The sequence below is a fragment of the Streptomyces sp. NPDC003032 genome, from assembly GCF_053591415.1.
Genome location: NZ_JBSFTT010000040.1, coordinates 37,997 through 59,140, shown reverse-complemented (window position 1 = coordinate 59,140; position 21,144 = coordinate 37,997). Strand labels below are relative to the sequence as shown.

The 21,144-nt window shown below is 69.9% G+C and carries 20 protein-coding genes; 9 read left to right on the top strand and 11 right to left on the bottom strand.

From position 1 onward, the window contains the following. The 4 genes from ACWDZ7_RS36030 to ACWDZ7_RS36015 form a co-directional block, all read right to left on the bottom strand. Window positions 1–1,584: FUSC family protein (locus ACWDZ7_RS36030; protein ID WP_451802965.1), on the bottom strand; the 1,584-nt coding region annotated here is incomplete at its 3' end. Window positions 1,585–1,729: 145 nt separating this feature from the next. Beyond that, the gene (locus ACWDZ7_RS36025; protein ID WP_451802964.1) at window positions 1,730–2,182 is read right to left on the bottom strand and encodes a cupin domain-containing protein; all 453 of its coding nucleotides are present in this window, start codon (window positions 2,180–2,182) and stop codon (window positions 1,730–1,732) included. 73 nt (window positions 2,183–2,255) lie between these two features. Beyond that, entirely contained in the window at window positions 2,256–2,741 is a 486-nt protein-coding gene (locus tag ACWDZ7_RS36020; RefSeq protein ID WP_451802963.1) for a luciferase domain-containing protein, read from the bottom strand. A 211-nt stretch (window positions 2,742–2,952) separates the two neighbouring features. Beyond that, the gene (locus ACWDZ7_RS36015; RefSeq protein WP_451802962.1) at window positions 2,953–3,333 is read right to left on the bottom strand and encodes a winged helix-turn-helix transcriptional regulator; all 381 of its coding nucleotides are present in this window, start codon (window positions 3,331–3,333) and stop codon (window positions 2,953–2,955) included. A 423-nt stretch (window positions 3,334–3,756) separates the two neighbouring features. Here ACWDZ7_RS36015 and ACWDZ7_RS36010 point away from each other — a divergent pair, with 423 nt between their 5' ends. The 3 genes from ACWDZ7_RS36010 (at window position 3,757) to ACWDZ7_RS36000 (ending at window position 6,697) form a co-directional block, all read left to right on the top strand. After that, on the top strand, window positions 3,757–4,824 hold the full coding sequence (locus ACWDZ7_RS36010) for an alkene reductase (protein WP_451802961.1): 1,068 nt from the start codon (window positions 3,757–3,759) through the stop codon (window positions 4,822–4,824). A 141-nt stretch (window positions 4,825–4,965) separates the two neighbouring features. Beyond that, complete coding sequence (locus ACWDZ7_RS36005; protein WP_451802960.1) at window positions 4,966–5,901, top strand: NADP-dependent oxidoreductase; 936 nt, start codon at window positions 4,966–4,968, stop codon at window positions 5,899–5,901. Window positions 5,902–6,061: 160 nt separating this feature from the next. Then, window positions 6,062–6,697 carry an IS3 family transposase gene (locus ACWDZ7_RS36000; RefSeq protein WP_451802959.1) on the top strand — a complete coding sequence of 212 codons (636 nt, stop codon included), beginning with the start codon at window positions 6,062–6,064 and terminating at the stop codon, window positions 6,695–6,697. A 296-nt stretch (window positions 6,698–6,993) separates the two neighbouring features. Here the strand turns inward: ACWDZ7_RS36000 and ACWDZ7_RS35995 are convergent, their stop codons facing one another. Further along, a complete protein-coding gene (locus ACWDZ7_RS35995; RefSeq protein ID WP_451802958.1) occupies window positions 6,994–7,362 on the bottom strand; it encodes an ATP-binding protein in 369 nt (122 codons plus the stop codon). 157 nt (window positions 7,363–7,519) lie between these two features. On the opposite strand from ACWDZ7_RS35995, the gene ACWDZ7_RS35990 reads away from it, so the two are divergent. The 3 genes from ACWDZ7_RS35990 to ACWDZ7_RS35980 all read left to right on the top strand — a co-directional run bounded on the left by ACWDZ7_RS35990 (window position 7,520) and on the right by ACWDZ7_RS35980 (window position 10,363). Further along, window positions 7,520–8,152 (top strand): DUF427 domain-containing protein, encoded by a 633-nt coding sequence (locus ACWDZ7_RS35990; protein WP_451802957.1) that lies wholly within the window; start codon window positions 7,520–7,522, stop codon window positions 8,150–8,152. A 286-nt stretch (window positions 8,153–8,438) separates the two neighbouring features. Further along, complete coding sequence (locus ACWDZ7_RS35985) at window positions 8,439–9,047, top strand: MFS transporter (protein WP_451802956.1); 609 nt, start codon at window positions 8,439–8,441, stop codon at window positions 9,045–9,047. After that, window positions 9,044–10,363 carry a methyltransferase domain-containing protein gene (locus ACWDZ7_RS35980; RefSeq protein WP_451802955.1) on the top strand — a complete coding sequence of 440 codons (1,320 nt, stop codon included), beginning with the start codon at window positions 9,044–9,046 and terminating at the stop codon, window positions 10,361–10,363. Before ACWDZ7_RS35985 ends, ACWDZ7_RS35980 begins: the two co-directional genes overlap by 4 nt. Before the next feature lie 76 nt (window positions 10,364–10,439). On the opposite strand, the gene ACWDZ7_RS35975 is transcribed toward ACWDZ7_RS35980, so the two are convergent. Both ACWDZ7_RS35975 and ACWDZ7_RS35970 read right to left on the bottom strand, forming a co-directional pair. Further along, window positions 10,440–12,086: a hypothetical protein gene (locus ACWDZ7_RS35975; RefSeq protein ID WP_451802954.1), complete on the bottom strand. Its 1,647-nt coding sequence runs from the start codon at window positions 12,084–12,086 to the stop codon at window positions 10,440–10,442. Beyond that, window positions 12,070–13,527, bottom strand: a complete 1,458-nt coding sequence (locus ACWDZ7_RS35970) for a site-specific integrase (RefSeq protein ID WP_451802953.1) — start codon at window positions 13,525–13,527, stop codon at window positions 12,070–12,072. Before ACWDZ7_RS35970 ends, ACWDZ7_RS35975 begins: the two co-directional genes overlap by 17 nt. A 64-nt stretch (window positions 13,528–13,591) precedes the next feature. Between ACWDZ7_RS35970 and ACWDZ7_RS35965 the strand changes: the two genes are divergently transcribed. From ACWDZ7_RS35965 to ACWDZ7_RS35955, 3 genes are all read left to right on the top strand, one after another. Next, the gene (locus ACWDZ7_RS35965; RefSeq protein WP_451802952.1) at window positions 13,592–14,296 is read left to right on the top strand and encodes a hypothetical protein; all 705 of its coding nucleotides are present in this window, start codon (window positions 13,592–13,594) and stop codon (window positions 14,294–14,296) included. Between the two features lie 299 nt (window positions 14,297–14,595). After that, on the top strand, window positions 14,596–15,156 hold the full coding sequence (locus tag ACWDZ7_RS35960) for a tyrosine-protein phosphatase (RefSeq protein WP_451802966.1): 561 nt from the start codon (window positions 14,596–14,598) through the stop codon (window positions 15,154–15,156). 436 nt (window positions 15,157–15,592) lie between these two features. After that, window positions 15,593–16,285, top strand: coding sequence for a phosphotransferase family protein (locus ACWDZ7_RS35955; RefSeq protein ID WP_451802951.1), 693 nt, complete (start codon window positions 15,593–15,595; stop codon window positions 16,283–16,285). 16 nt (window positions 16,286–16,301) lie between these two features. On the opposite strand, the gene ACWDZ7_RS35950 is transcribed toward ACWDZ7_RS35955, so the two are convergent. The 4 genes from ACWDZ7_RS35950 to ACWDZ7_RS35935 are packed head-to-tail and all read right to left on the bottom strand — an operon-like array spanning window position 16,302 to window position 21,141. Beyond that, on the bottom strand, window positions 16,302–17,117 hold the full coding sequence (locus tag ACWDZ7_RS35950; protein WP_451802950.1) for a 2-oxoglutarate and iron-dependent oxygenase domain-containing protein: 816 nt from the start codon (window positions 17,115–17,117) through the stop codon (window positions 16,302–16,304). 28 nt (window positions 17,118–17,145) lie between these two features. Beyond that, window positions 17,146–18,819 (bottom strand): urease subunit alpha, encoded by a 1,674-nt coding sequence (locus ACWDZ7_RS35945; RefSeq protein ID WP_451802949.1) that lies wholly within the window; start codon window positions 18,817–18,819, stop codon window positions 17,146–17,148. Beyond that, a complete protein-coding gene (gene ureA / locus ACWDZ7_RS35940; RefSeq protein ID WP_451802948.1) occupies window positions 18,816–19,526 on the bottom strand; it encodes an urease subunit gamma in 711 nt (236 codons plus the stop codon). Before ureA ends, ACWDZ7_RS35945 begins: the two co-directional genes overlap by 4 nt. Before the next feature lie 31 nt (window positions 19,527–19,557). Further along, complete coding sequence (locus tag ACWDZ7_RS35935; protein ID WP_451802947.1) at window positions 19,558–21,141, bottom strand: hypothetical protein; 1,584 nt, start codon at window positions 21,139–21,141, stop codon at window positions 19,558–19,560. Between the last annotated feature and the right edge of the window lie 3 nt (window positions 21,142–21,144).

Below are 21,144 nucleotides of genomic sequence, written 5' to 3'. Positions count from 1 at the left end.
GAGGATGCCGCATACGGCGCCGGCGGTGGTTTCGAGGATCCGGTCGGTCAGGACGTGGCTGGTGGGGGTGGACAGGAGCGGGAGGGCCAGGGCGATGGTGGCGGTGACGAAGAAGGCCATCGCCGCGTGGGAGAGCTGCGCGGTGGCGGCGATCCCCAGGATGCCGACGACGATCAGCATCATTGTGGCGGTGGGGTGGCCGGTGGTCAGGCTGGCTGCGGCGAGGGCGGCCAGGACGCCGACGAGGGTGCCGGTGGTGCGGCGGTAGCCCTTGACGAGGATCTCGCCGGTGGTGGAGGTGCCCACGTAGATGGTCCAGCAGCTGAGCACCGCCCAGTATGCGTGCGCCCCGCCGGTGATCAGGTTCCCGGCGGCCAGGGCGGCGGTGGTGCCGGTGGCGGCCTGGGCCGCGGCCCGGGTGGTCGCCCGGCGAAGCCCCCGCGGCGCTGTATCGGGCCCCGGCGTGTGGCCAGGTGCTGGGGGTCTGCGTTGCTGGTCGGCCCGGTCGTCTTCGATGACTGGGGTGGGTGCTGGTTCGCCGGGGCGGGTTTCCCCGGCGTGCAGGGCGGTCACGGCTTCGGCGAGATCGTTGATCGCCTGCTTCATCGGATCGGCGACGTGCGCCGCAGCATTCACCTGCTGGTGATGGGTCCTTGAGGCTTGCGGCTGCCGGCGGAGCAGGTTGTGCAGGATGGTCAGGCTGGCTGCGGCGTGTGCGAGCTGGGAGCTGGCGGCGGGCGGTAGGGGTTGCGTGCTGACCGTCGCCGGGGCGTGCGGGAGATGGAGGGCGAGTGCGGGGGCGGGGTGGCCGAGCAGGGCCAGGGTCCCGATGGCCAGGCGTTCGGCTGCCAGGTCGATTTCCACGATCCGGCGCTGCACCTCGCCGGTGTCACCGGGAGGTGCGGGCAGGCCAGCCGGTGGCGTGAGGAGCAGGGCGGTGCTGTGGTGCAGCCGCGTCAGGTTCCGCCGCACCCGCGCAGCCGCCTGGTTCATCGGCCGGCCGGGGGTCGGCGGGTGGGTGGCGAGGCTGGTGAGGGTGTGCAGCAGGCGTTCCAGGCGGGCATCGAGGGACCGGCGCAGCCGGATTGCCGCGCGCTGCCCGGTGGCGGGGGCCAGGGTCAGGCGGGTGAGGGCGCCTGTGGTGAAGGCGATGGCCTGGGCGGTGTAGAGGCCGGGGAGCAGGGCGGGGGTGGCGTGGACGAACTGGGTGGCGAAGTACGCCTGGAAGGCGAGGGTGCCCAGCGCGGTGGCGCGTTTGCCGAACCGGCGCGCGTACACCGCGCCGAACACCAGGGCCACCAGTACGGTGTCGGCCGCGAGTGGGGTAGCGGTGAGCAGGGCACCGGTGGTGGCCGCGGCCAGGACGGCGGGGACGGCGAGGGCGAGGGTGCGCAGCTGGTCGGTGGTGCGGGGGTCGGAGATGGTCAGGGAGGAGACCATCGCGGTGGCCGTGCCGACCAGGATGAGCGGTGGGTCGGCGCCCAGAGCGGCGAGCACGGCCATGGTGAGCAGCATGGTGGCGGCGATGCGGGCTGCGGTGGCGGCGCGCAGCAGACCGGGGTCGGCGGCGGTGAGGGCATCCACGAGCGTGGATGCCGCCGCCCGGGGGGGCGTGGGGGTGTGCACTGCTGTCGTACCGCTTCTGATCGGGCCGGGCAGCGGGCCCGGCCCGGCTGCCGGAGCTCTGGGCCAGTGACGCGGATCGGCGGGGCCGGGCCCGGGCGGGGGTTTAGGGCTGCCAGGTTTCGGTGGCGTACTTCTTCATCACTTCGGCGATGTCCGCGGGGTTCAGGCCCTCGGGGCCGGGCTTGAGGCGTGTCAGGTCGCGGAAGTACTCGATGTACAGGTCGGGGGTGGTGGTGAACAGGATGCTGGCGTCCTGGTCCTTGTCGGGGTTGCCGAAGGTGTGGGGGGTGCCGATGGGGGCGGTGACGAGCTGTCCGGGGCCGACGCGGTGGGTGTCGTGGCCGGAGGTGAAGTCGACGGTGCCGGAGAGGACGAAGAAGGTCTCCTCGTGTTTGCGGTGCAGGTGCTGCGGCGGGCCGCTGAAGCCGGGAGCCAGCCACAGCTCGGCGATGCCCAGGCGCTTGTCGGTGCGGGAACCGTCTTCCAGGATTCGTACCCGGGTGGCGCCCATGTCCAGCAGGTCGCCGTCGTTCTGGGTGACGAGGTTAATGGTCACGGCCAAGGTCTCCGATCGTCGAGCCGAGAAGCAAACAAGTGCAGTTTTAAGCGGTAACTGCTGTTTTGCGTGGTTAACGCGCGGTGGGCGCCGGTTCCAGGACGCGGCCGGTGGCGTACTGGTAGGAGGCGGTGACGACCTGCTGGACGAGAGCCAGCTCGTCCTCGTCGCGGGGCGCGTAGACCATGAGGGCGTTGGCCCGCTGCGGGTGATAGAGCGGGTGACGCTCACCCCAGCCGGCATCCAGCACCACGGCCTGGTCGTCGGGGTGGAGGGCGAGGTGGAGGCTGCCGTCGGCGTGCAGATGGACGAACTCCGTGCCGCGCGGCGGCATAAGCACCGCGCCGTCGGCGGCCGGGGCCGTCAGGTGAAGGGCCCAGCTGTCGGGGACGGAGATCCCCGAGCGGCCCGCTCGGGTGCCGTCCAGCGTGGTGGCCATCCACCGCTGAAGGGCTTCCCGGACGGCCGGGGGGCCGACCTGGGACAGCTGCAGGTGCGGGATGAACGATCCGGTGCGCGGACGGTCACCGGCGCGCGGCGGAAGTGAGGTCAGGGGCATGGTGCGCATTCCTTGCATGGGGGTGTGCCCGCGACGAGTGGCGGGCTGGGGGCCGGCTCTCGTGCCACGGTGAGCCGGGCCGGTATCTCCACGCTAGTAGCCGCCGGATAGTGGTTTCCCTGACGAAACCACCCCTCGATGGGATGAACGCGCAGGTCAGAGGTGCTGAAGATGTTTCACACCTGCTTGCCCGGTATCCGCTGGGAGCGGTTCAGCCTTCGGCCCAGGCTTCCTCTTCCGCGCGGGCGGTGTCGTAGGCGAGGCGGGCGGCTTCGACGTCGGCGAGATGGTCCTGGCCCCACCCGGTCAGCGTCTGGAAGACGGGGGTCAGGGTGCGGCCCAGGTCGCTGAGCGCGTACTCCACCCGTGGCGGGATGTCGGGGTGGTAGGTCCGCTCGATCAGTCCGTCGCGCTCCAGTTGCCGCAGCCGGCTGGTGAGGATCTTCGGGGTGATCTCGGGGATCAGGCGCTGCAGGGCGTTGAACCGCAGCGTGCCGTGATGCCCGAGGGTCCACAGGATCGGGGTGGTCCAGCGGCTGAAGATGATGTCGCCGACCGGACTGACCGGACAGGCCACCACCGCCTCACTCATCGGGGCAGCGGCCCTCGCAGGCGTGGCGGAACTCGGTCGGCGCGGCATAACAACACTCCAAAAACGAAGACGAAGACGTGTGGCGGGGACGCTCGGCCCGGGACGCCGCAGGCACGCCGGAATCCACCGGGCCGACCGACGCACGGAAACAACTAGGCCCCCGGTTTTCCAGTGTCGCCGCGACGTCGGGGGCACTTTCGTCAGGGAAACCGCTATCTCCACGGTAGTAGCGTGGAGGAGTCGCCGCACGACGGACGCGCCACTGGGCGCTCCTGCGGCACGGCAGCCGGGTGCCACAGTCCCCGGCCATGCCGGGCGCAGCTCACCTCATCAGTTGCCTGATGCCCTCCCCCGAGGCACCGACCGCCCTCGCGGGCAGTCCCCGCTGCACAGTCCCTTCCTCACCGAGTCCGGAGTTTTCCTGTGACTACCGCTTTCACGCCCTTCGACCTGGCGGGTACCAAGCTCGCCAACCGCGTCGCGATGGCCCCCATGACCCGCAGCCGCGCCCGCGGAGGCAGCGGCGTGCCGACCGCCGCCATGGCCATGTACTACGCCCAGCGGGCCTCCGCGGGCCTGATCGTCACCGAGGGCGTCCAGCCCAGCGCCGTCGGCCAGGGCTACCCCGACACCCCCGGCCTGCACACCGCCGAGCAGGTCGCCGGCTGGCGGCAGGTAACCGACGCCGTCCACAAGCAGAACGGTGTGATCTTCGCGCAGCTGATGCACACCGGCCGCATCGGCCACCCCAGCCTCCTGCCCGACGGCCTCACCCCCCTCGCGCCGTCCGCCGTCGCCGCCCGCGGGCAGGTCTACACCCACCAGGGCCCGAAGGACTTCGTCACGCCCAAGGAGCTGACCGAGGCGGAGATCGCGGCGACGATCGCCGACTTCGCCACCGCCGCCCGCAACGCCGTGGAGGCGGGCTTCGACGGCGTGGAGATCCACGGCGCCAACGGCTACCTGATCCACCAGTTCCTCTCCGACAACGCCAACCAGCGCACCGACCGCTGGGGCGCAAGCACCGAGGGCCGGATCCGCTTCGGCGTCGAGGTCGCCACCGCCGTCGCCGAGGCGATCGGCGCCGAACGGGTCGGCTTCCGCATCGCACCGGGCAACCCGTTCAACGGCATCACCGAAACCAGTCCCACTGGGCTCTACACCGCTCTGCTGTCCCGCCTGGCACCCCTGGATCTGGCGTACGTGCACATGGTCGAAGGCCCCGACCGCGACCTGACCCGCCACCTGCGGCAGGCGTGGCCCGGCACGTTCATCCTCAACCCCTTCACCCACCCCGACACCACCGGACCCAAGGACCTGGCCCTGGTCGACGAGGGACTGGCGGACCTCATCGCCTTCGGCGCCATGTTCGTCGCCAACCCCGACCTGCCCCGCCGTCTCGCCGCCGGCGGCCCGTACAACACCCCCGACCGGGCCACCTTCTACGGCGGCGACGAACGCGGCTACACCGACTACCCCACCTTGGGCTGACCCACCCGCCACACCGGCCGCCACCAGGCCGTCCGCCATTCGGGGACGACCCACGGCAACACACCAGAGGGCACACCACCGGCGGGTAGGACAGCCACACGGCCCGCCTTCAGGCCCATCAACTCTGTGAGGAGCTTTCCCATGTCACAGGCCATCCGTTACACCACCTACGGCGACGCCGACGTCCTGCAGCTGACCGAGGCCCCCCTGCCCGAGCCCGGCCCGGGCCAGGTCCGCATCGCGGTGAAGGCGGCCGGCGTCAACGCCCTGGACTGGAAGATCCGCAAAGGCTTCTTCTCCGAAGGCAAGCCCCTTCCCGGCCCGGCCGGCACGGGCATCGAACTGGCCGGCACCATCGACGCCGTCAGCGACGACGTGACGCAGTGGCAGGTGGGCCAGGCCGTCTTCGGCCGCTCGGCCACCGGTGGCGCAGCCGCAACCCACGACCTCGCCGACGCCGACGAGATCTTCGGCAAGCCCGAGTGGCTGTCCTTCGAGCAGGCCGCCGCTCTGCCCGTCGCGGTCGAGACCGCCTACCGCACCCTGCGCGAACTGGGCGTGCGCGAGGGCCAGACCCTCCTGGTGCACGCCGCCGCCGGCAGCGTCGGGCTGATCGCCACCCAGCTCGCCCGCGCCTGGGGCGCCACCGTCATCGGCACCGCCAGCGAGTCCAACCACGCCTTCCTCCGCGAGATCGGCGCGACCCCCGTCACCTACGGCGAGGGCCTGACCGACCGCGTCCGCTCCGCAGCACCCCAGGGCATCGATGCTGTCCTCGACGGATCCGGCCGCGGCGTTCTGCCCGACTCAATCGCCCTGACCGGCGACCCGAAGAAGGTGCTCACTATCGCCGACCCCACCGCCGCGGAACACGACGTCCGCTTCTCCGGCCGGCCCGGCCCGGCAGGCCCGGCCCTGGAAGCAGCCCTTCCTCTCATCGAACAGGGCAAGATCCACATGCCCATCGACTCCGTCTACCCGCTCCAGAAGGCCGCCGACGCCCACCGGCACAGCGAGAACGGACACCTCCAGGGCAAAATCGTCCTCAGCATCGAACCCGTGACCTCGGGAGACTGACCCACGACCCTCATAGCCGTGCCAGGCGGGGCCAGCAGGACGTCAAGGTGCGGTGATCTCGAGCGGGCTTGCGACGTACGTCCGCAGAAATCGTCGAAGTAGCCTCTGCACCAGATCACGCCCAGCCACTTCTCTCAGCGATGGCGCCCACTCGCGGGCAATGACGGGCTTGAGTCGGAAGGGCTTCACACGCCGGGACCCCAAGGCCACCCTGGCCCCGGACCTGGTCCAGCGCGACTTCACCGCACCCGCGCCGAACCGGCTGTGGGTCACCGACCTGACGGTGATCGCGTCCGGCGAGGGCCCGTTGTGGCTCTCCGCGATCCGGGACACCTTCTCCCGCCGTGTGGTGGCCTGGGAGACCTCCGCGTGCGGACGCCGACCTGGTGCTGTCCACGCTCGAGTATGCCCTCGCTTCCCGCCAGGTCGAACCCGGACAGCTCATTCATCACGCGGACCACGGCTGTCAATATACGTCGATCAAGCTCACAACCCGCCTGCTGCAAGCGGAGTTCATGCGTCCATGGGCGCAGTCGGAGACTCGTACGACAACGCCCTCGCGGAGAACCTGTGGGTGATCACCAAGACGGAGTGCATCCGCGGCCGCGTCTTCACCACCCGGGCCGAGGCGAACCTGGCGCTGTTCGAGTACATCGATGGGTTCTATAACTCCCGGCGCATCCAGAAACGGCTCGGTTACCTCAGCCCGATCGAGTCTGAGGAGAAGCACTACGCCGACCAGGCAACGGCCGAACGGACGAACCTGAAACCCCGTCAACCTGCCCTGACCAGCTGATCAGCACCTCCCACACGCCGGGGGAACCTCCAAGCGGCTGGTCGAGCGGGGATGGCTGGACGAGGACGGGCCCGGGCTGTTCACCCCGGCCCGCCGGACTTGTCAAGGCCGCGTGACGGTGCCTTGCCTTCGGTTCCCCGCCCGTCCGGCCGGGCTGCCGCCCACGAGGGGGCAGGCCCCCAGGTCAGCCCATTGCTGAGGGGAGGCGGCCTGAGCCCGCCGCTCTTCTGGCGCCAACTGCATGCGGTCGCTCCCCTGCCGCGGGCTGGCACCGGTGGGGCACGGCACGAGGGCGGTCACCGTCTTGCCTGTGGCATAGACCTCGACTCGCACGTCCACGGACAGCTCCTGCACCAGAGCCAGCCGAACCCGCCCGGCCGGGTGACATCCGGCGGCAGGAGCCGCGGCGGGACGGTGCTGGCGTCGTGGACTTCAACGGTCACCGTGCCCGGCCGGGCCTTCAGCCGGAACCCGCTCACCCCGCCGGCATGCCGCACCGCGTTGGCGAACAGTTCCGACACCACCAGCAGCACCACATCCACCGCAGCGCCGCCCTCTGGCGCGGCCACGGCCAAGAACCTGCGGGCCACGGCCCTGGCCTGCAGGGCCATCGGCACGCTGCCGTCATCGAGGGGGTCGTACTCCTCTGTGGGGGAATGCACCATCACGGCCTCCAGGAGCTCGGTCCTTGCGATTGCTGCCGTCTGCCCCGGACCGGTCGGATCATCCAGAAAAGAGGAAGCCGCCACTCATTCGGAGGCATCGGCGGCGGCCCGATGACCGCACTCCAGACCGATCACCTGCGGCCCGGACGGTTTCGCGATGCGTGCCGCCAGGCCCCGGACGGGTGCCTCACCGGCCGTCGCAGGGGCTGCGGGAGGACCCCCAGGCAACGGGCGGCGGGCCAGCCAGATCCGTGCGTCCGCTACGGATCCGGCGGCCTGCCCTGTCATCTTGACCGCCGGGCCGAACGGGCAGCTGGCAGCGCACCGGCCGAGGGCGGGGGCAGACCTTCACCAGAGTAGAACCGCCGGTGCCATCACTCGATGGGGCTCATGCCGGACAATGAATCCGGCCAGCGGGCAACGGACTTCGCCCCCCGCCCCACACCAAGCGCGTGGAAGACAACGACTGCTTCCCGCCCAGTCCCTCAAAACGCGACTACTTCACCGAGAGCCCCACCAAGTCGCTGTGCCCGTGGACGGGCATCGCCCGCCCCTACGCCGTGACCGTCGACGGCGCACTCCGGACGCAGCCTGGTACTACCCGCACCCCAGCCCACTCACCCACCGCATCAAGAACCACGTCGCCTTCTGGAACGGCGTCACCATCGAAGGCACCCGAGAGAAAAAGCCGCTGACGCGGAGCCGCCCCTTCGCGTTCCTGATCTTCCCGCGGATAGTCCTCGGGACGGCCAGGCCGCCCCGTGCCCACACCCCGGCCCGCCCCTCATGAAGCCCGGCCCGGAACCACCGACGACACCACGGACATTGCTGGGCACAGCAACAAGAGCGGAGGCCACACCCCCTCCAGCAACACACCGGACAGCGCGTCGGTGGACTTGTCGAGACCAGGAACGGAAGCAAGTAGGGTGTGTGCTTCATCACGGTCCGGGATGGGGATAGCAACACGATGCGCCACAGCACGGCGACACCGACCACGTCGCCAGCCGCCTCGTAAAGCGACACGACTTGTGGGGGACACGGTCTCTGCGGGAACAAACCTGCTGAGGACTCTTGCGATGAGCGCGACCGCCTTCGGGGTGGTTCTCGGCCTGGGCGCCTTGGGTGCGGCCGCCGGGGCACTGACCGCCCCGACGCTGGTCCGCCGTTACGGGCCCGGGCCGATGATGCTCACCGCGCTCGTCATCACCCCGTTGACGCAAGTCCCGCTGCTGCTCGCCTCCCCCGGGCTTCGCTGGCAGATCGCGGTCGCAGCGGCCCTGTTCCTGCAGCTGGCGTGCGCCGGTGCCGCGGGGACTACGCAACGTTCGATTCGTCAGATCGTCACCACGGCCGGGATGCAGGCGCGGATGCAGGCCGTGAGTACGTGGCTGACGGCCGGTGCCCGCCCCGTGGCCGCACTGCTCGCCGGCGGCCTGGGCACATGGATCGGAGTGCGGCCCACCCTGACCGCCGGGACCTTCCTGCTGCTCGTCCCCCTCGTGGTCCTCGCCCGCTCCCCGCTGCGCGCGCTGCGGCACATGCCCAACCAGCCAGCCGCCGCGCCCGGGACAGGCGGCGATCCCGTGCCGCCGCCCACCCTGCGGACCGCCCCTCCGGCCGTGCCCACGCCCGCTCGCACGGAAGACGACCGTCACGACCGCTCGCCCGGAGGAGATGCCACGTGACCAAGGTGCCGCACGCCGCCATGGCAACGTCTGCCGTGCCCACCGCGTCTCAGCCCCTTGGGTGCAACGGGCGCAGCGACCCCGCCCTGTCCGCCGAGCCCTTCCTGTCACCGCAGTCCGCCGACGACACATTCGGGGCCGCGGCCGCCCGGGCGGCGATGGTCACCCGGCTCGAGGCCAGCGGAGAGCTGCACCCCGGGCCAGTGCGCGAGACCCTGCTCGCACTGCCGCGCCAGGTCCTGATGCCCCAGGCGTACATGCGGTGCAGCGCCCCGGACGAGACCCCGCCGCGCTGGGATCTGCTGGACTGGACCCGCCCGAGTGACCGGGACGAGCTGCTGGAGCGGCTGCACAGCGGGGACAGCGTCGCGATCCAGCATGACGGCGAGCCGATCCTGGGCCGTACCGCCGGGCCGCGCCGTGGCGGTGCCATGACCGCGATGTCGAGCACGATGGGTATGACCGCGGACCTGCTCCAGCTCCTGGGCCTGCGGCCCGGGCAGCGCGTGCTGGATGTCGGGACCGGTGCCGGGGTGACCGCGGCGGTGGCGTGCTTTGTGTGCGGCGATGCAGGCGTCGTCACCCTCGACATCGATCCGCACGTCACCGCGGCCGCCCGCGAGCGCCTGTCCGCACTCGGATACCAGCCGGCCTCGGCGACCGGGGATGGCACCGCAGGCTGGCCCGACGCGGGCCCGTACGACCGGGTCTTCGTCTCCTTCGCCGTCCGCCGCGTGCCGACCGCCCTGGTGAAGCAGCTGGCGCCAGGCGGGCGCGCCCTGATGACGCTCGGGACGTCGTCGCCGTCGTGGCCGGGCCTGGCCGTGATCGACAAACGACCGGACGGGACCGTGGAGGCGCAGCTGCGCGCGGTCGAGTTCGGGCACCGCGCCGGTGCCGGCTTCGACCGGCTGTTCCTGTCCGCCACGTTCCTCGCGACGATCACCACGGCCGGCGGATGGACGCAGCGCACCCGGATCACACCGCCGGCGGACACGGCGCGCGGCATATGGCTCGCCCTGGACGCCCTGCACCCGGGGCTGGTGCGCCACTTCGGCGCCAAGGACCTGACGATCGGCGCGCCCGAGTGCGGGTCGTGGATGCGCGTGCGCCCCGTCGGCTACCGCCGGTGGGACGTGACGACCTGCGGCACCCGGGACATCTGGGCGGAGATCCAGGATGCCGCCGCCCGCTGGCGGGCGGCCGGTGAACCGGACGCCTACCGGCTCCACCTCGACAGCGACGTCCAGCGGGTCACCAGCCCGAACGGCGCCCTGACCTGGCAACTCCCCCGTACTCCTGGAGGTGCACGATGACCCGCCCCGACCAGCCGGTCTCCGCAGCGGTCTCGGACGATGCCCTGTTCGGGTCCGAGGCCGACAATTACGCCCGCTACCGTCCCGGCCTGCCCGACGCGGCAGTCCACCTCCTGGCCTCCACGCAGCACGGCGTACCCGACCCTGTCCTGCTGGACCTGGGCACCGGAACCGGCCAGGTCCCGCGCGCGCTGCTGCCCGTCCTGCACCGCCTGGCGCACATCGACCTAGTCGACGTGAACGAGTCGATGCTGAAGGCGGCCCGCGCCGCACTCGAACCGGTCCGCGGAGCGTGCACAGTGAACCTCTTCGTGACATCGCCCGAGATCACCCGCAGTGTCGTCCCGTGCGCGTAATGGCTGCGGAAGGTCTCTTCCGTGTGATCGTCGGCGATGTCGCTGATCCGGCCCTTGAACGCGATGGCCTTCTCGACCTTGCCCGACTTGCGAAGTCTGCGGATGTCGATCGGCGCGTTGAGACTGACCTGGTGGGCTTCCACCCAGTCCGCGAAATTCGATGCGGGCAGCGTCCCGTGGAAGGGCTTGATGCTGATCGTCGAGGAGTTGGCGACGGAGGCCCGCAGGAACAGCGGGATCCGGGTGAGTCCTGCCCGCTGGGCGAGTGGCCTGGTCAGCTTCAGCAGCCGCCGGATCAGATCACCGGCGTCCAGCCGCGGACGCTCAGGGTGGAGGACACCCTGCGGCATGGCCGTGGTCCCGAAAGCCTGACGAGGCTCGGCCCCGGCCCGTCCTTTCGTGAAGTCGATCGTCACGCTCTTCGGTCCGAACTCCACGTCGTCCTCGAACAGGCCCGTGACCTCCTCCGGGGCCCGTCCCGTCGCGGCCATCAGCAGGATCCGGAAACAGTGCAGGTCACGGTTGTGTAGGAACAGCTTCGCGACCAGCTGGCCCAGCAGGAACTGCTTCTTCCCGACGAGCGGAACACTCGCTGGAACCAGATCCTGCAATGCCGGCGGGCAGTCGGCCCAGGCCGGAACGTGGGCGACGATCTCCTCGAGGGACAAGCTGCCGGGTCCGAGAGCCCAGAGCAGGTTCGCCGGCTCCAGCCAGCCGTGTTCTCGTGGGTCCCGCCCCGCTTCCGCGAGCGTCCACCCGTCCTTGATCCGTGCCTCAGTGGCCATCAGATCGGCCCAGGCGGCTTTGACCAGGGTCTGCTTCTGAGCCCGTGTGAACTCGTCCAGCTCGGTGGACTGCCCGCGGCGAATCCCGACATTCCCTTGGGCCCAGGCAGGCAAGTGCCCGACCACCGGCCGGTTCGGGTGATCGGCGCGTCGAGTGATCAGTCGCCGTAACCGTCCCGCGTGCCAGGCCGGCGACCGCGAACCCTCCTTGAAGCCCGTCGGCAACGTCCTGATCCACTCTGTGACGGCGTGGTGCAGATCCGGGACCTCCCGGCTAAGTGACGCCTCCTCGGACTGGCTGGCGTGCTTGTCGACGAACGTGCAGAACAGGCGGACCGTGTTCCGGAAGTTGCGTACATGTCCGACCTTGAACTCGCGCAGAGTGACCAGCTCCACCCACTCATCAGCCAGTTCACCGGCCAGCGTCGAACAGCGAAACTCCGCTGGGTCAAGCGTGACCAGCGACTTCTCGCCCCGGCCGTCGACAGCGACGACCTCCCGCCTTCCAATCCCCTGCGGCTCACCGACGACGGAAGGCTCCGGCAGGGGGAAATCCCCGCGATATTCACCTCTGCGAGGCATCGGTCTTCTCCAGGTTCATCAGATGGCGGGCGATGGTCACGTAAGAGGCACCGCCGGCAGCACTCCACTCACGAAACGCGGCGTCGACCTCCGGTATGGGGTCTTTCAGATAGCGGACGTAGCGGTAGGTCGAAGAGGGATTCCTGTGCCCGAGGCGCTTCTGGACCACCAGCAGCGGGTTGCGGATCATGTGGTCCAGCAGTGTCGACATCGGCAGCTGCTGAGTCTCGGCATCGTCCAGAGCCTCACGGGTCAGGTAGATCAACAACCGAAGAGCGAAGGTGTGCCGCAGGTCGTGATAGACCCAGCGGCGGCGGGGCATCACCGGCGCCGACGGATCCGACGACCACTGCTTCATCCGGTCCCAGGCTCTCCACCGTGCCCGGTCCCAGCCCGAGAACGTCGGCATCCGTCCGCCCCGGCCCAGAAAGACAGCCAGAGGTTCCAGTCCGTCCCCGGTCTCCATCACGCAAAGGCGTCGCAGCTCGGGGTCCATGTCCTTGATCACCCATGACACCTGCTGGCCCTCGAACCGGCCTCGCAGACGACCATCATCGGCTTCGACCCGGTCGACGACGAACAGGTCGCGGTGACGGCGGCGCAACGTCCGCTGAGCCACTGCCACCATCTCGCGCCGTTCGAGAAGCAGGTAGGGGTCCAGGAGTTCCATGGCGTCTCGCGGAACGTAGACGCTCCGGGGTTGCTGGAACTTCGCGCATCTGGCCAGGTCGACATCTGCCGTGGTCGGCCTCTGCCCGTCGAGCAGACCCAGCTCGGGCAGGAGCAGAGTCGACCACTCCTGAATGCGCATCCCCGTCATCAGAGCCAGCTCGCAGGCCGCGCAGTTGCGATGAGGGCGCCACCCGGCGAAGGTCTCGTCCACGTCGCCATCCGCGACCAGACCGCCGAACCCGACATCCCGAAGGAACAGGTACTGATCAAGTTCCATGTGCCGCACCCGCAGATCCCGGCTGGTGCGGTTGGCCAGCGGATCACGGCCTCCGTCGGGGCGCCACGGCGCCGACGCGATGCGACCAGTCCGCTTCAGATACCCATAGAGGCTGGTCAGCGCGGCCGAGTCACGACTCCACGTCGGATGCTGGACCGGGTCCTTCTGAGTCTGCTTCCTCCAGTGCCGGAACGCCTTGATGTCCGACTCCGTGGCCTCGGTCAGACCAACACCACGTCTTTCAAGGAAGCCCAGCCACATCACCACGGTGTAGCCGTACGCACTCATCGTCTTCGCGTCCTGCTCGTCCATGCCAAGACTGCGAAACCACGACGAGATCGGCTCGATCGGCCGCATCTGATCGTCAACGAGGACCGGCGTACCTGCCGGAATCTGACGACGCTCAAACAGCTCAGTCAGCTCGTCCCGGCCCAAGCCCGCGACCTCACCGACTCGCCAGACCGCTCGATAGTCCGCGAAGAAGAGTTGCACCCCCGCATTCGACTCGTGCGACCCCGGCGCCCGTGAGGACTTGAACAAGCTGAGACATATAGAAGTGTCTGGAGAACCCGGCGAGATCCTGCACGTCTACGACGGCGGCACGTGGGCCAACGAGCAGATCGCCGCCATCCGGCTGCCCGACCGCGAGATCAAGTTCATCGAGTTCGTCGAACCCGCCCGGCTACCGGCCCTGATGTCCCCCGGCGACGCCCGCCGGGCCCTGTCCGCCCTGCGCGTCCGCATCAACGCCGCCGGACCCGCCCTGCTGGAGAACGGCCTCCCCATCGCCCCCACCGTCCTGGATCGGGCCGGCGCCCTTCGCACCGCCCGCGCCCGGCACCATTTGCCCTTCCACGCCGGCCCCGCCCCAGAGCAGCTCTCGGTGGGCCAGGTCTGGGGCTGGCTCCTGGGCCCCGACGGCCGCGTCTTGGTGCTTTTCGAACCGGACACCGGCGCGGCCCTCCTGCCGGGCGGCGCCCCCGAACTCCCAGACCGCTGCAACCCTCTCATCACACTGCACCGGGAGGTACGCGAGGAAGCCGCGGCCGAGTTCGGCGAACCGCTGTTCCTCGGACACCTCTGCGACCCCGACGAGCCGTACGCCCGCCTCCGTTACGCCGCGCCCCTCACCCGTCTGGGCCCGCCCTCCGTCGACCCGGCCACCGGCCGCACCCACATCCGGGCCCTGGCCACACCCGAGCAGGCCCTGGAGCTCTTCATCTGGGGACTCCCGGCGGCCGACCATTCTTCGCGGCCATAAAATAGCGGGTGGCAGGTTTCAGCCACTGCGGCAAACTGAACTCACTTTCCGCAGTGCAGGAACGAAATAGTGACGTAATACCTATCCTCTTCTCATGGCAAAGCCTGACGGTGAAACAAGGTCAGCAGGTCACCTCATTCCGGCGCAGATAAACCTGTCGGATGTACCGAATGTGCGCAACTTCCGGGACGCTAGAATTGCTCCTCTGTGCCCCGGAGTCCTATACCGATCGGGTTCCCTGAACCGGCTCACCGACGTGGGCGCCGGACGCCTCCGAGAGCTGGGCGTGCGCACCGGTCATCGACCTGCGCAGCGGTGTCGAGAGCAACGTCTGGCCCGGGCAGATGCACGGACTCGACGTCGAATGGGTCCCGATTCCGGCGCTGCCCGACCTGGATGCCCTGAAGGCACTGGGATTCACCGACTTCTCGGGCTTCGACGGGAAGCCGTGGCCTGTGGATCCCGCCGCCCTCTACCCCTTCATGGCCACCTACGCGGCTCCGGCCATCGCGGCGCTGGTCAAGCGGCTCGCCGAGCCGGCCTCGCTGCCCGCCGTCGTACAGTGCGCGGTCGGAAAGGACCGCACGGGACTCGCGATTGCCGTGGTCCAGTCGCTGCTGGGCGCGCCATGGGACCAGGTCGTCGAGGACTTCGTGCAGTCCAACGTCGAGCTGGAGCTGACGGCAGGCCCGACGTCCGAGGCAGGGGTCACCCGCTACTCACACCCGGTCAGCGAGGCCCTGCTGACCTCGGCGATGAACACGATCCAGACCGAATGCGGCTCCCTCCCCGCCTACCTGGCACCCCACGGGGTCACCACCACCGACCTGGAGGCCCTTCGCTCCAAACTGCTCGCCTGAACCGCCTGCCCCAGCTACGCCCGAGATCCCCGGATCGTGGGCGCAGCTGCATGGGCACGTGGCACGTTGATCTCCGCGGGCGCCGCCCGATGCCCGGTCATCCGATCGGGTGACATTCACAACGTGAGGCCGCCCGGGAACACTGTGCCGCGCATTGGCGCAGGCCAAACAGGTGCGCTTTGATCAATTAAGTGATGACGCTGCTCGAAGTCGATCTTGAGAACGACGGACCATGCGCGCGGCGAGGCGAATTGGGCGCCCCGTGGACGCTGATCAAGGCGACTCGTATAACATCGCCTGGGTCGCAGGGTGAGCTCTGAGTCCTAGCGTGGAAATGTGCTGCTAGTGGACCTATGGGCCTATTAGGGATCTAGGTATGGGAGCGGCTGTAATGGCTGATGCGTCAGGTGGTGCGATCACGCTGTCGGGTGGGCGGATGACCGATGGCATCGTCCGGGTCGATAATTCCGTTCGTAGGCCGGCGTCGGTTTCCTCGGAATTCATCGCCGCTCTCCTCAAGTTTTTCGAGCAGCGGGAATTCAACGGCGCTCCCAGGTATCTCGGGCAGGCCGACGGAATGGATATTCTCAGCTTTCTCCCGGGTGAGGTTCCGACCCGTTTCCAGGTGTGGCGGGACGACCAGGTGGCGGCTGCTGGAGCGCTGCTGCGGGCCATGCATGACGCGACGCGGGGCAGCGAACTGGCCGGCCGCTCGCCGGTTGTGTGCCATCACGATGTCGGGCCGAACAACGCCGTCTTCGTCGACGGCCTGCCCGCCGCGTGGATCGACTTCGACACCGCGGCACCCGGCTCGCCCCTGGAGGACCTCGGCTATGCCGCGTGGACCTGGTGCATTGCATCCAAGTGCACCGTTCCGGTGGAGCGCCAGGCGGAGCAGGTGAAGATCCTCGCGGACGCCTACGGCCTCCAGGAGCCAGAGCGTGGCGCGATGGTCGATGCCATCCTCGAGCGGCAGGCGCGCAACGTGCGGTTCTGGGCCGAGCTCATGGCCGCGCCCGAGACCGCGCCCGCCGCGCCCGACGTGCTGGCTTCGCGGATCGGGTGGAGCCGCCGGGAGTTCGCGTTCACCGCCGAGAACCGGTCGGTGTTCGAGGACGCGCTGGCCTGAGCCGGCCTCTCGTGGTTCAGGCAGTGGGTGGGACCGGTACCGGGGCGGGGGGCAGTCCGAACATCGAGCCGCTGGTCCGCGCCAGCGCCGAGATGTCCGCCGCCCCGCCGGTGTAGGCGATGACGTTCTGGTCGAGCCTCGGATTGGCCAGGAAGAGTGTGGTGATGCGCCGCTCCAGACCGTGGTTGCGGACCTGGTGATAGAGCGGCGCGATCTGGCCGTCGGTCATCGCGGTGAGCACGCTGCCGGGCATGACGAGCAGGCGGCCGTCACCGACGGCCGCCTGCCGCATCTGACCGTCGGTCTCGATCTCCAGGCCGGGGCCGTCGGAGGTGGCGAGGGTGAACAGGTGGCCGTCCTCGTGGCAGTCCTGGAGCAGGTCCCGCTCGGTGTCACGGAGGTACCAGTTGATCTCCAGGTAGGACGAGGTGCGGAACTGCAGGTCGCCCTGGTAGCCGTAGTGACCGGCCAGGTCGGCCAGCACCTGGTCGGCGGTGTGGGCGGCGACCCGCCAGTACGCGCCGAGGGCCTTGAGGAACGGAGCGACGGTGCCGGCCTCGTGGCCCGGGGTGGCCGTCGGGTCGTCCGCCCGGTAGACGAAGCTGCTGTTCATGTCGGGCCGGTCGGGGCTGACCGAGTACTGCCGCCCGTAGGGCCGGTAGCCGTAATTGAAGTCGTCGCTGCCGTGCCGGAGCTTGGTCTCTTCGTCCTGGGTGAAGAACCGCGCCGCCTGGGTCTGCAGCTCCGCGAGGACCTCGGCGTCCACGGCGGGCAGCGGGACCGTCGCATGGCCGCAGCCGAGGAGGTCTCGGACCGGGTCGGTGAGGGACATGCTGGTGCTCCTTGGGTCTCGGGCCGGGTTACAGGAAGTAGAGCTGGCTGAGCGCGGTGGCCTGGGCGGGCGGGGAGCTGATGGAGTCGCCGTCGAGGGTGACGTGCCCAGTGCCCGGGTGGACGCGGACGTCGCTGAGCCGGTCGTTGCGGTTCATGTCGGCCAGGCCGATCGTGCGGGTGTCGCGGACGGCGGCGCGGCGACGCCGGGTGGGCAGCGTGTCGGTGCCGTTGTCGTGCGCGGCGCGACTGACGAAGGCGACGGACAGGTCTGCCGCGGTGGCCCCGTACGCGCCGACCTGGGGTCCCAGGACGAGCGGTTGGCTGGTCTCGGTGGACGCGTTGGGGTCGCCGGTCGCGCCCCAGGCGGGGTAGCCGGCCTTGAGGACGAGGTGCGGCTTGGCGCCGAAGTAGGCCGGGTGCCACAGGACGATGTCGGCGAGGCGGCCGGGGGTGAGTGCACCGATCTCGTGGGCCATGCCGTGGGCGATGGCGGGGTTGATGGTGAGTTTGGCGATGTAGCGCAGGACGCGTTGGTTGTCGTCGCGGCCCGGTTGGGGGTCCAGGGCGCGCATCTTGGCGGCGACGGCCAGGGTACGGCGGACGGTCTCCCCGATGCGGCCCATGGCCTGGGAGTCGGAGGAGGTGATGGGGATGACGCCGAGGTCGTGTAGGACGTCTTCGGCGCCGAGCGTGCCGGTGCGGATCCGGTCATGTGCCATCCGCCGGCAGTCGGGGTCGTCGGGGTCGAGCCGGTGGACGGTGGCGATCATGTGGAGGTGCTCGGCGGTGGTGTCGCGGGTGTAGGGCAGGCTCGGGTTGGTGGAGGAGCCGATGATGTTCGCCAGGCCGGCCAGCTGCAGGACGTTCGGCGCGTGGCCGCCGCCGCAGCCCTCGACGTGGAAGGCGTGCAGCGTGCGGCCGCCGATAACCGCGAGGGTGTCCTGGACGCACATGGCCTCGTTGAGGGTGTCGCTGTGCAGCGCGACCTGGACGTCGTGGTCGTCGGCGATGGTCAGCGCGGTGTCCAGGGTCCGGGCGTGGGCGCCCATGTCCTCGTGGACCTTGAACCCGGAGGCGCCGCCCTGCTCCAGGGCTCGCAGCAGTGAGTCCGGATCCGAGGAGGAGCCGCGGGCGAGCATGGCGATGTTGACCGGCCAGGCGTCGAAGGCCCGCAGGGCGTGGCGCAGTTCGGTAGGCGTGGTGACGCCGCAGCCCCAGGTCGGGCCGAAGTTCTGGGAGACGATCGTGGTCACGCCGGCGGCCAGGGCTGCGCCCATGATGCCGGGTGAGCAGAGGTGGACGTGGGTGTCGATGATGCCGGCGGTGGCGATGAGGCCTTCGCCGGGGATGACGGTGGTGCCGGTGCCGGCGAGGACATCCACGCCATCCAGGGTGTCGGGGTTGCCGGCGCGGCCGACGGCGGCGATGCGGCCGTCCTTGATGCCGATGGAGGCCTTGCGGACGCCGAGGACGGGGTCGACGAGCAGGGCGTTGCTGACGATCAGGTCGCAGGTCCGGTCGGTGAGGCGGGCCTGGTAGTGGATGCCGTCGCGGCCGGTCTTGGCGTAGCCGGTCAGGAACTCATCGCCCCGCTGCTGGGCGTCGCCTTCGACACGCAGGCTCAGTCCGGTGTTGGCCAGACCGACGCGGTCGCCGGTGGTCGGACCGTACTGCTGCGCGTAGCTGAGGTGGCTGCTCACAGGTTGCCTTCCGGGTCGGTGGTGGGGCCGGTGTCGAGGTATCCGGCGACGTGGGCGCGGGTGAGTGCGGCTTCGAACGTGCCGGGAGCATCGAGGGGGCCGTCGACCAGGCCGGCGAAACCGATGACGATCCGGTCGCCGCCGATCGGGGTCAGCTTGACCTGCTCGATGATGCCGGGCTCGAAGCGGGTGCTGGCTCCGACCGGCAGGGCGAGGTGGCGGCCGTAGGCGGCTGCGCGGTCGAAGGCCAGGGCCCGGTTGGCCTCGAAGAAGTGGAAGTGCGAGGTGACGGTGACCGGCACGCTGGCGGTGTTGGTGACCTCGATCCGTACGAGGCCGGCGTACTCGGCAGGCGGCTGATCGGCGGGCACCACGGCACCGGGGGCATGTGACGGGTCGGAGGTCGGCCCGAGGGGGTGGGTGATGACGATGAGCTTGGAGCCGTCGGCGAAGACGGCCTCGACCTGGATCTCCGTCAGGATGCCCGGCACCTCGGGCAGCACGTCCGCGGGCGTGAGCGCGGCACGCCCGGCGGCCACCGCGTCCTCCAGCCGGCCACCGTCGCGGGCCACCTCGCAGGCAGCATGGGCGATGAGTGCGGTCGCCTCGGGAACGTTGAGCTTCACGCCGCGCTGTTGACGCTCGCGGGCCAGCAGGGTGGCCGTGTACAGCAGCAGCCGGCCCTGCTCGGCGGGGGTCAGGTGCATGTCGTCTCCTTCCGGGCGGGGGCGGTCGGGGTCATTCGCCGATGACCACGCCGCATGTTTTGGCGTGGGCACGGATGTCCGCGCGGGCCCGGGCGAGGTCTTCGAATTCGATCTCGGGCATCACCGCGAGGGTGTAGTCCCGCATCGCGTCCTCTGGCATCACCACGTCCTGGTGTGCCCAGCGGGCCGAGACCGCGGCGAGGGTGGCGTCGTCGGCGATGGTGAGGCCGAGCTTCGCGGCGGCCTGCCGGGCGGCGTCGGGGGTGGTGAGGTAGGTGTAGTCGCGGGCGCCGGGCTGCGGGGAGAGGACCTCCACGTCGACCGCCGAGAAGACGCCGTGCTTGCCGCCCTCGGTGATCAGGGCCAGGATCCGTTCGAGGTTCTCGGCCAGCAGGGCCCGGGTCATGCCGATGTGGCCGACGACGAATCCGGCGCGGATCAGCATGCCGTGGTCGCGGGCGACGGTGATCGCCGTCGAGTTGAGCTTGTACAGCTTCTCGGCCTCGGCGAGGACGTTGCGGCGCCGGCCGCCGACCGGCTTGTTCATGGCGGCGAGTGACAGCGGCGCACCGGCGTCCATGCCGATCATGATCTGGCGCACCCCGAGGGAGGTGAGCAGCGCGGTCTTGCGGGGATCGGCGATGCCGTCGGCGCGGCCGTACCCGACCAGGAGGGGCCGCTCGTCCTCGCCGAGCGCGGACCACCAGGCGGGAGTGTCGGTAGCCATGCCGTGCAGCAGTTGGGCGAAGGTGAGCGGGAGTTCGTCGGCGGTCAGGTAGTGGTAGTCGTAGCCGACATTGAAGGCCGCTTCGATGGCGGTCCATGCCTGGGCGGGGTTGAGCTGGTTGCGCCACAGCTGCCCGGGGTGGATGGAGCAGAACGAGCAGGCGTCGTCGGCGGCGAACTTGACGCAGCCGCGGCCGATGTCGACCGGCACGCCGGCCGTGACCGTGCGCCCGAGCAACTCGCGGATCCGCGGCGCGATCCGGTGGCCGAACTGCCTGGTGTACAGCGGCGTCTGGGGGAAGGCGCGGTCCACCAGGGTGTAGTCGTAGCCCGAGAAGACCGGCTCCGCGTGCGGGGCGGTGGTGTGCACGCGGCCGTCGGTGCGGTACACCAGGCCGGGCAACGCCGCCGGGTCGATCGGCGCTTGGGCGCGCAGGGCGCCGATCAGGTCGGCGAAGGGGCCGACGATCTCGTTGCCGACGAAGCCGTAGTCCAGGCTGGTCGAGGCGTTCATGCACGCCTCGGACAGGGCGCTGAAGTGGTCGTTGCCCGCGACGGTGGTGATCTGGGCGTCGGTGGCCTTGGCGTGCTTGGCGATCAGGACGCCGGCTTCGTAGTTCGCGGTCAGCATGCCCAGGCAGACCGCCAGGATGCGGTCGGAGTGGGCGGTGATGTACTCCAGGACGTCCTTCAATGGCGTGATCGTGCAGTCCAGGTAGACCGGCTCCAGCGCCGGGTTCGTCGCCAGCGAGGAGACGAGGGACAGCGCACCAAGGCCCAGGAAGTCCGACCAGTCGGAGTGCTCCTCGGGGCGGGTGACGGTCAGCAGCCGGCCGGTGATGACCGTGTTCGTGTTGGGCGGGACGACGACCAGGACAAGATCACGCATGGC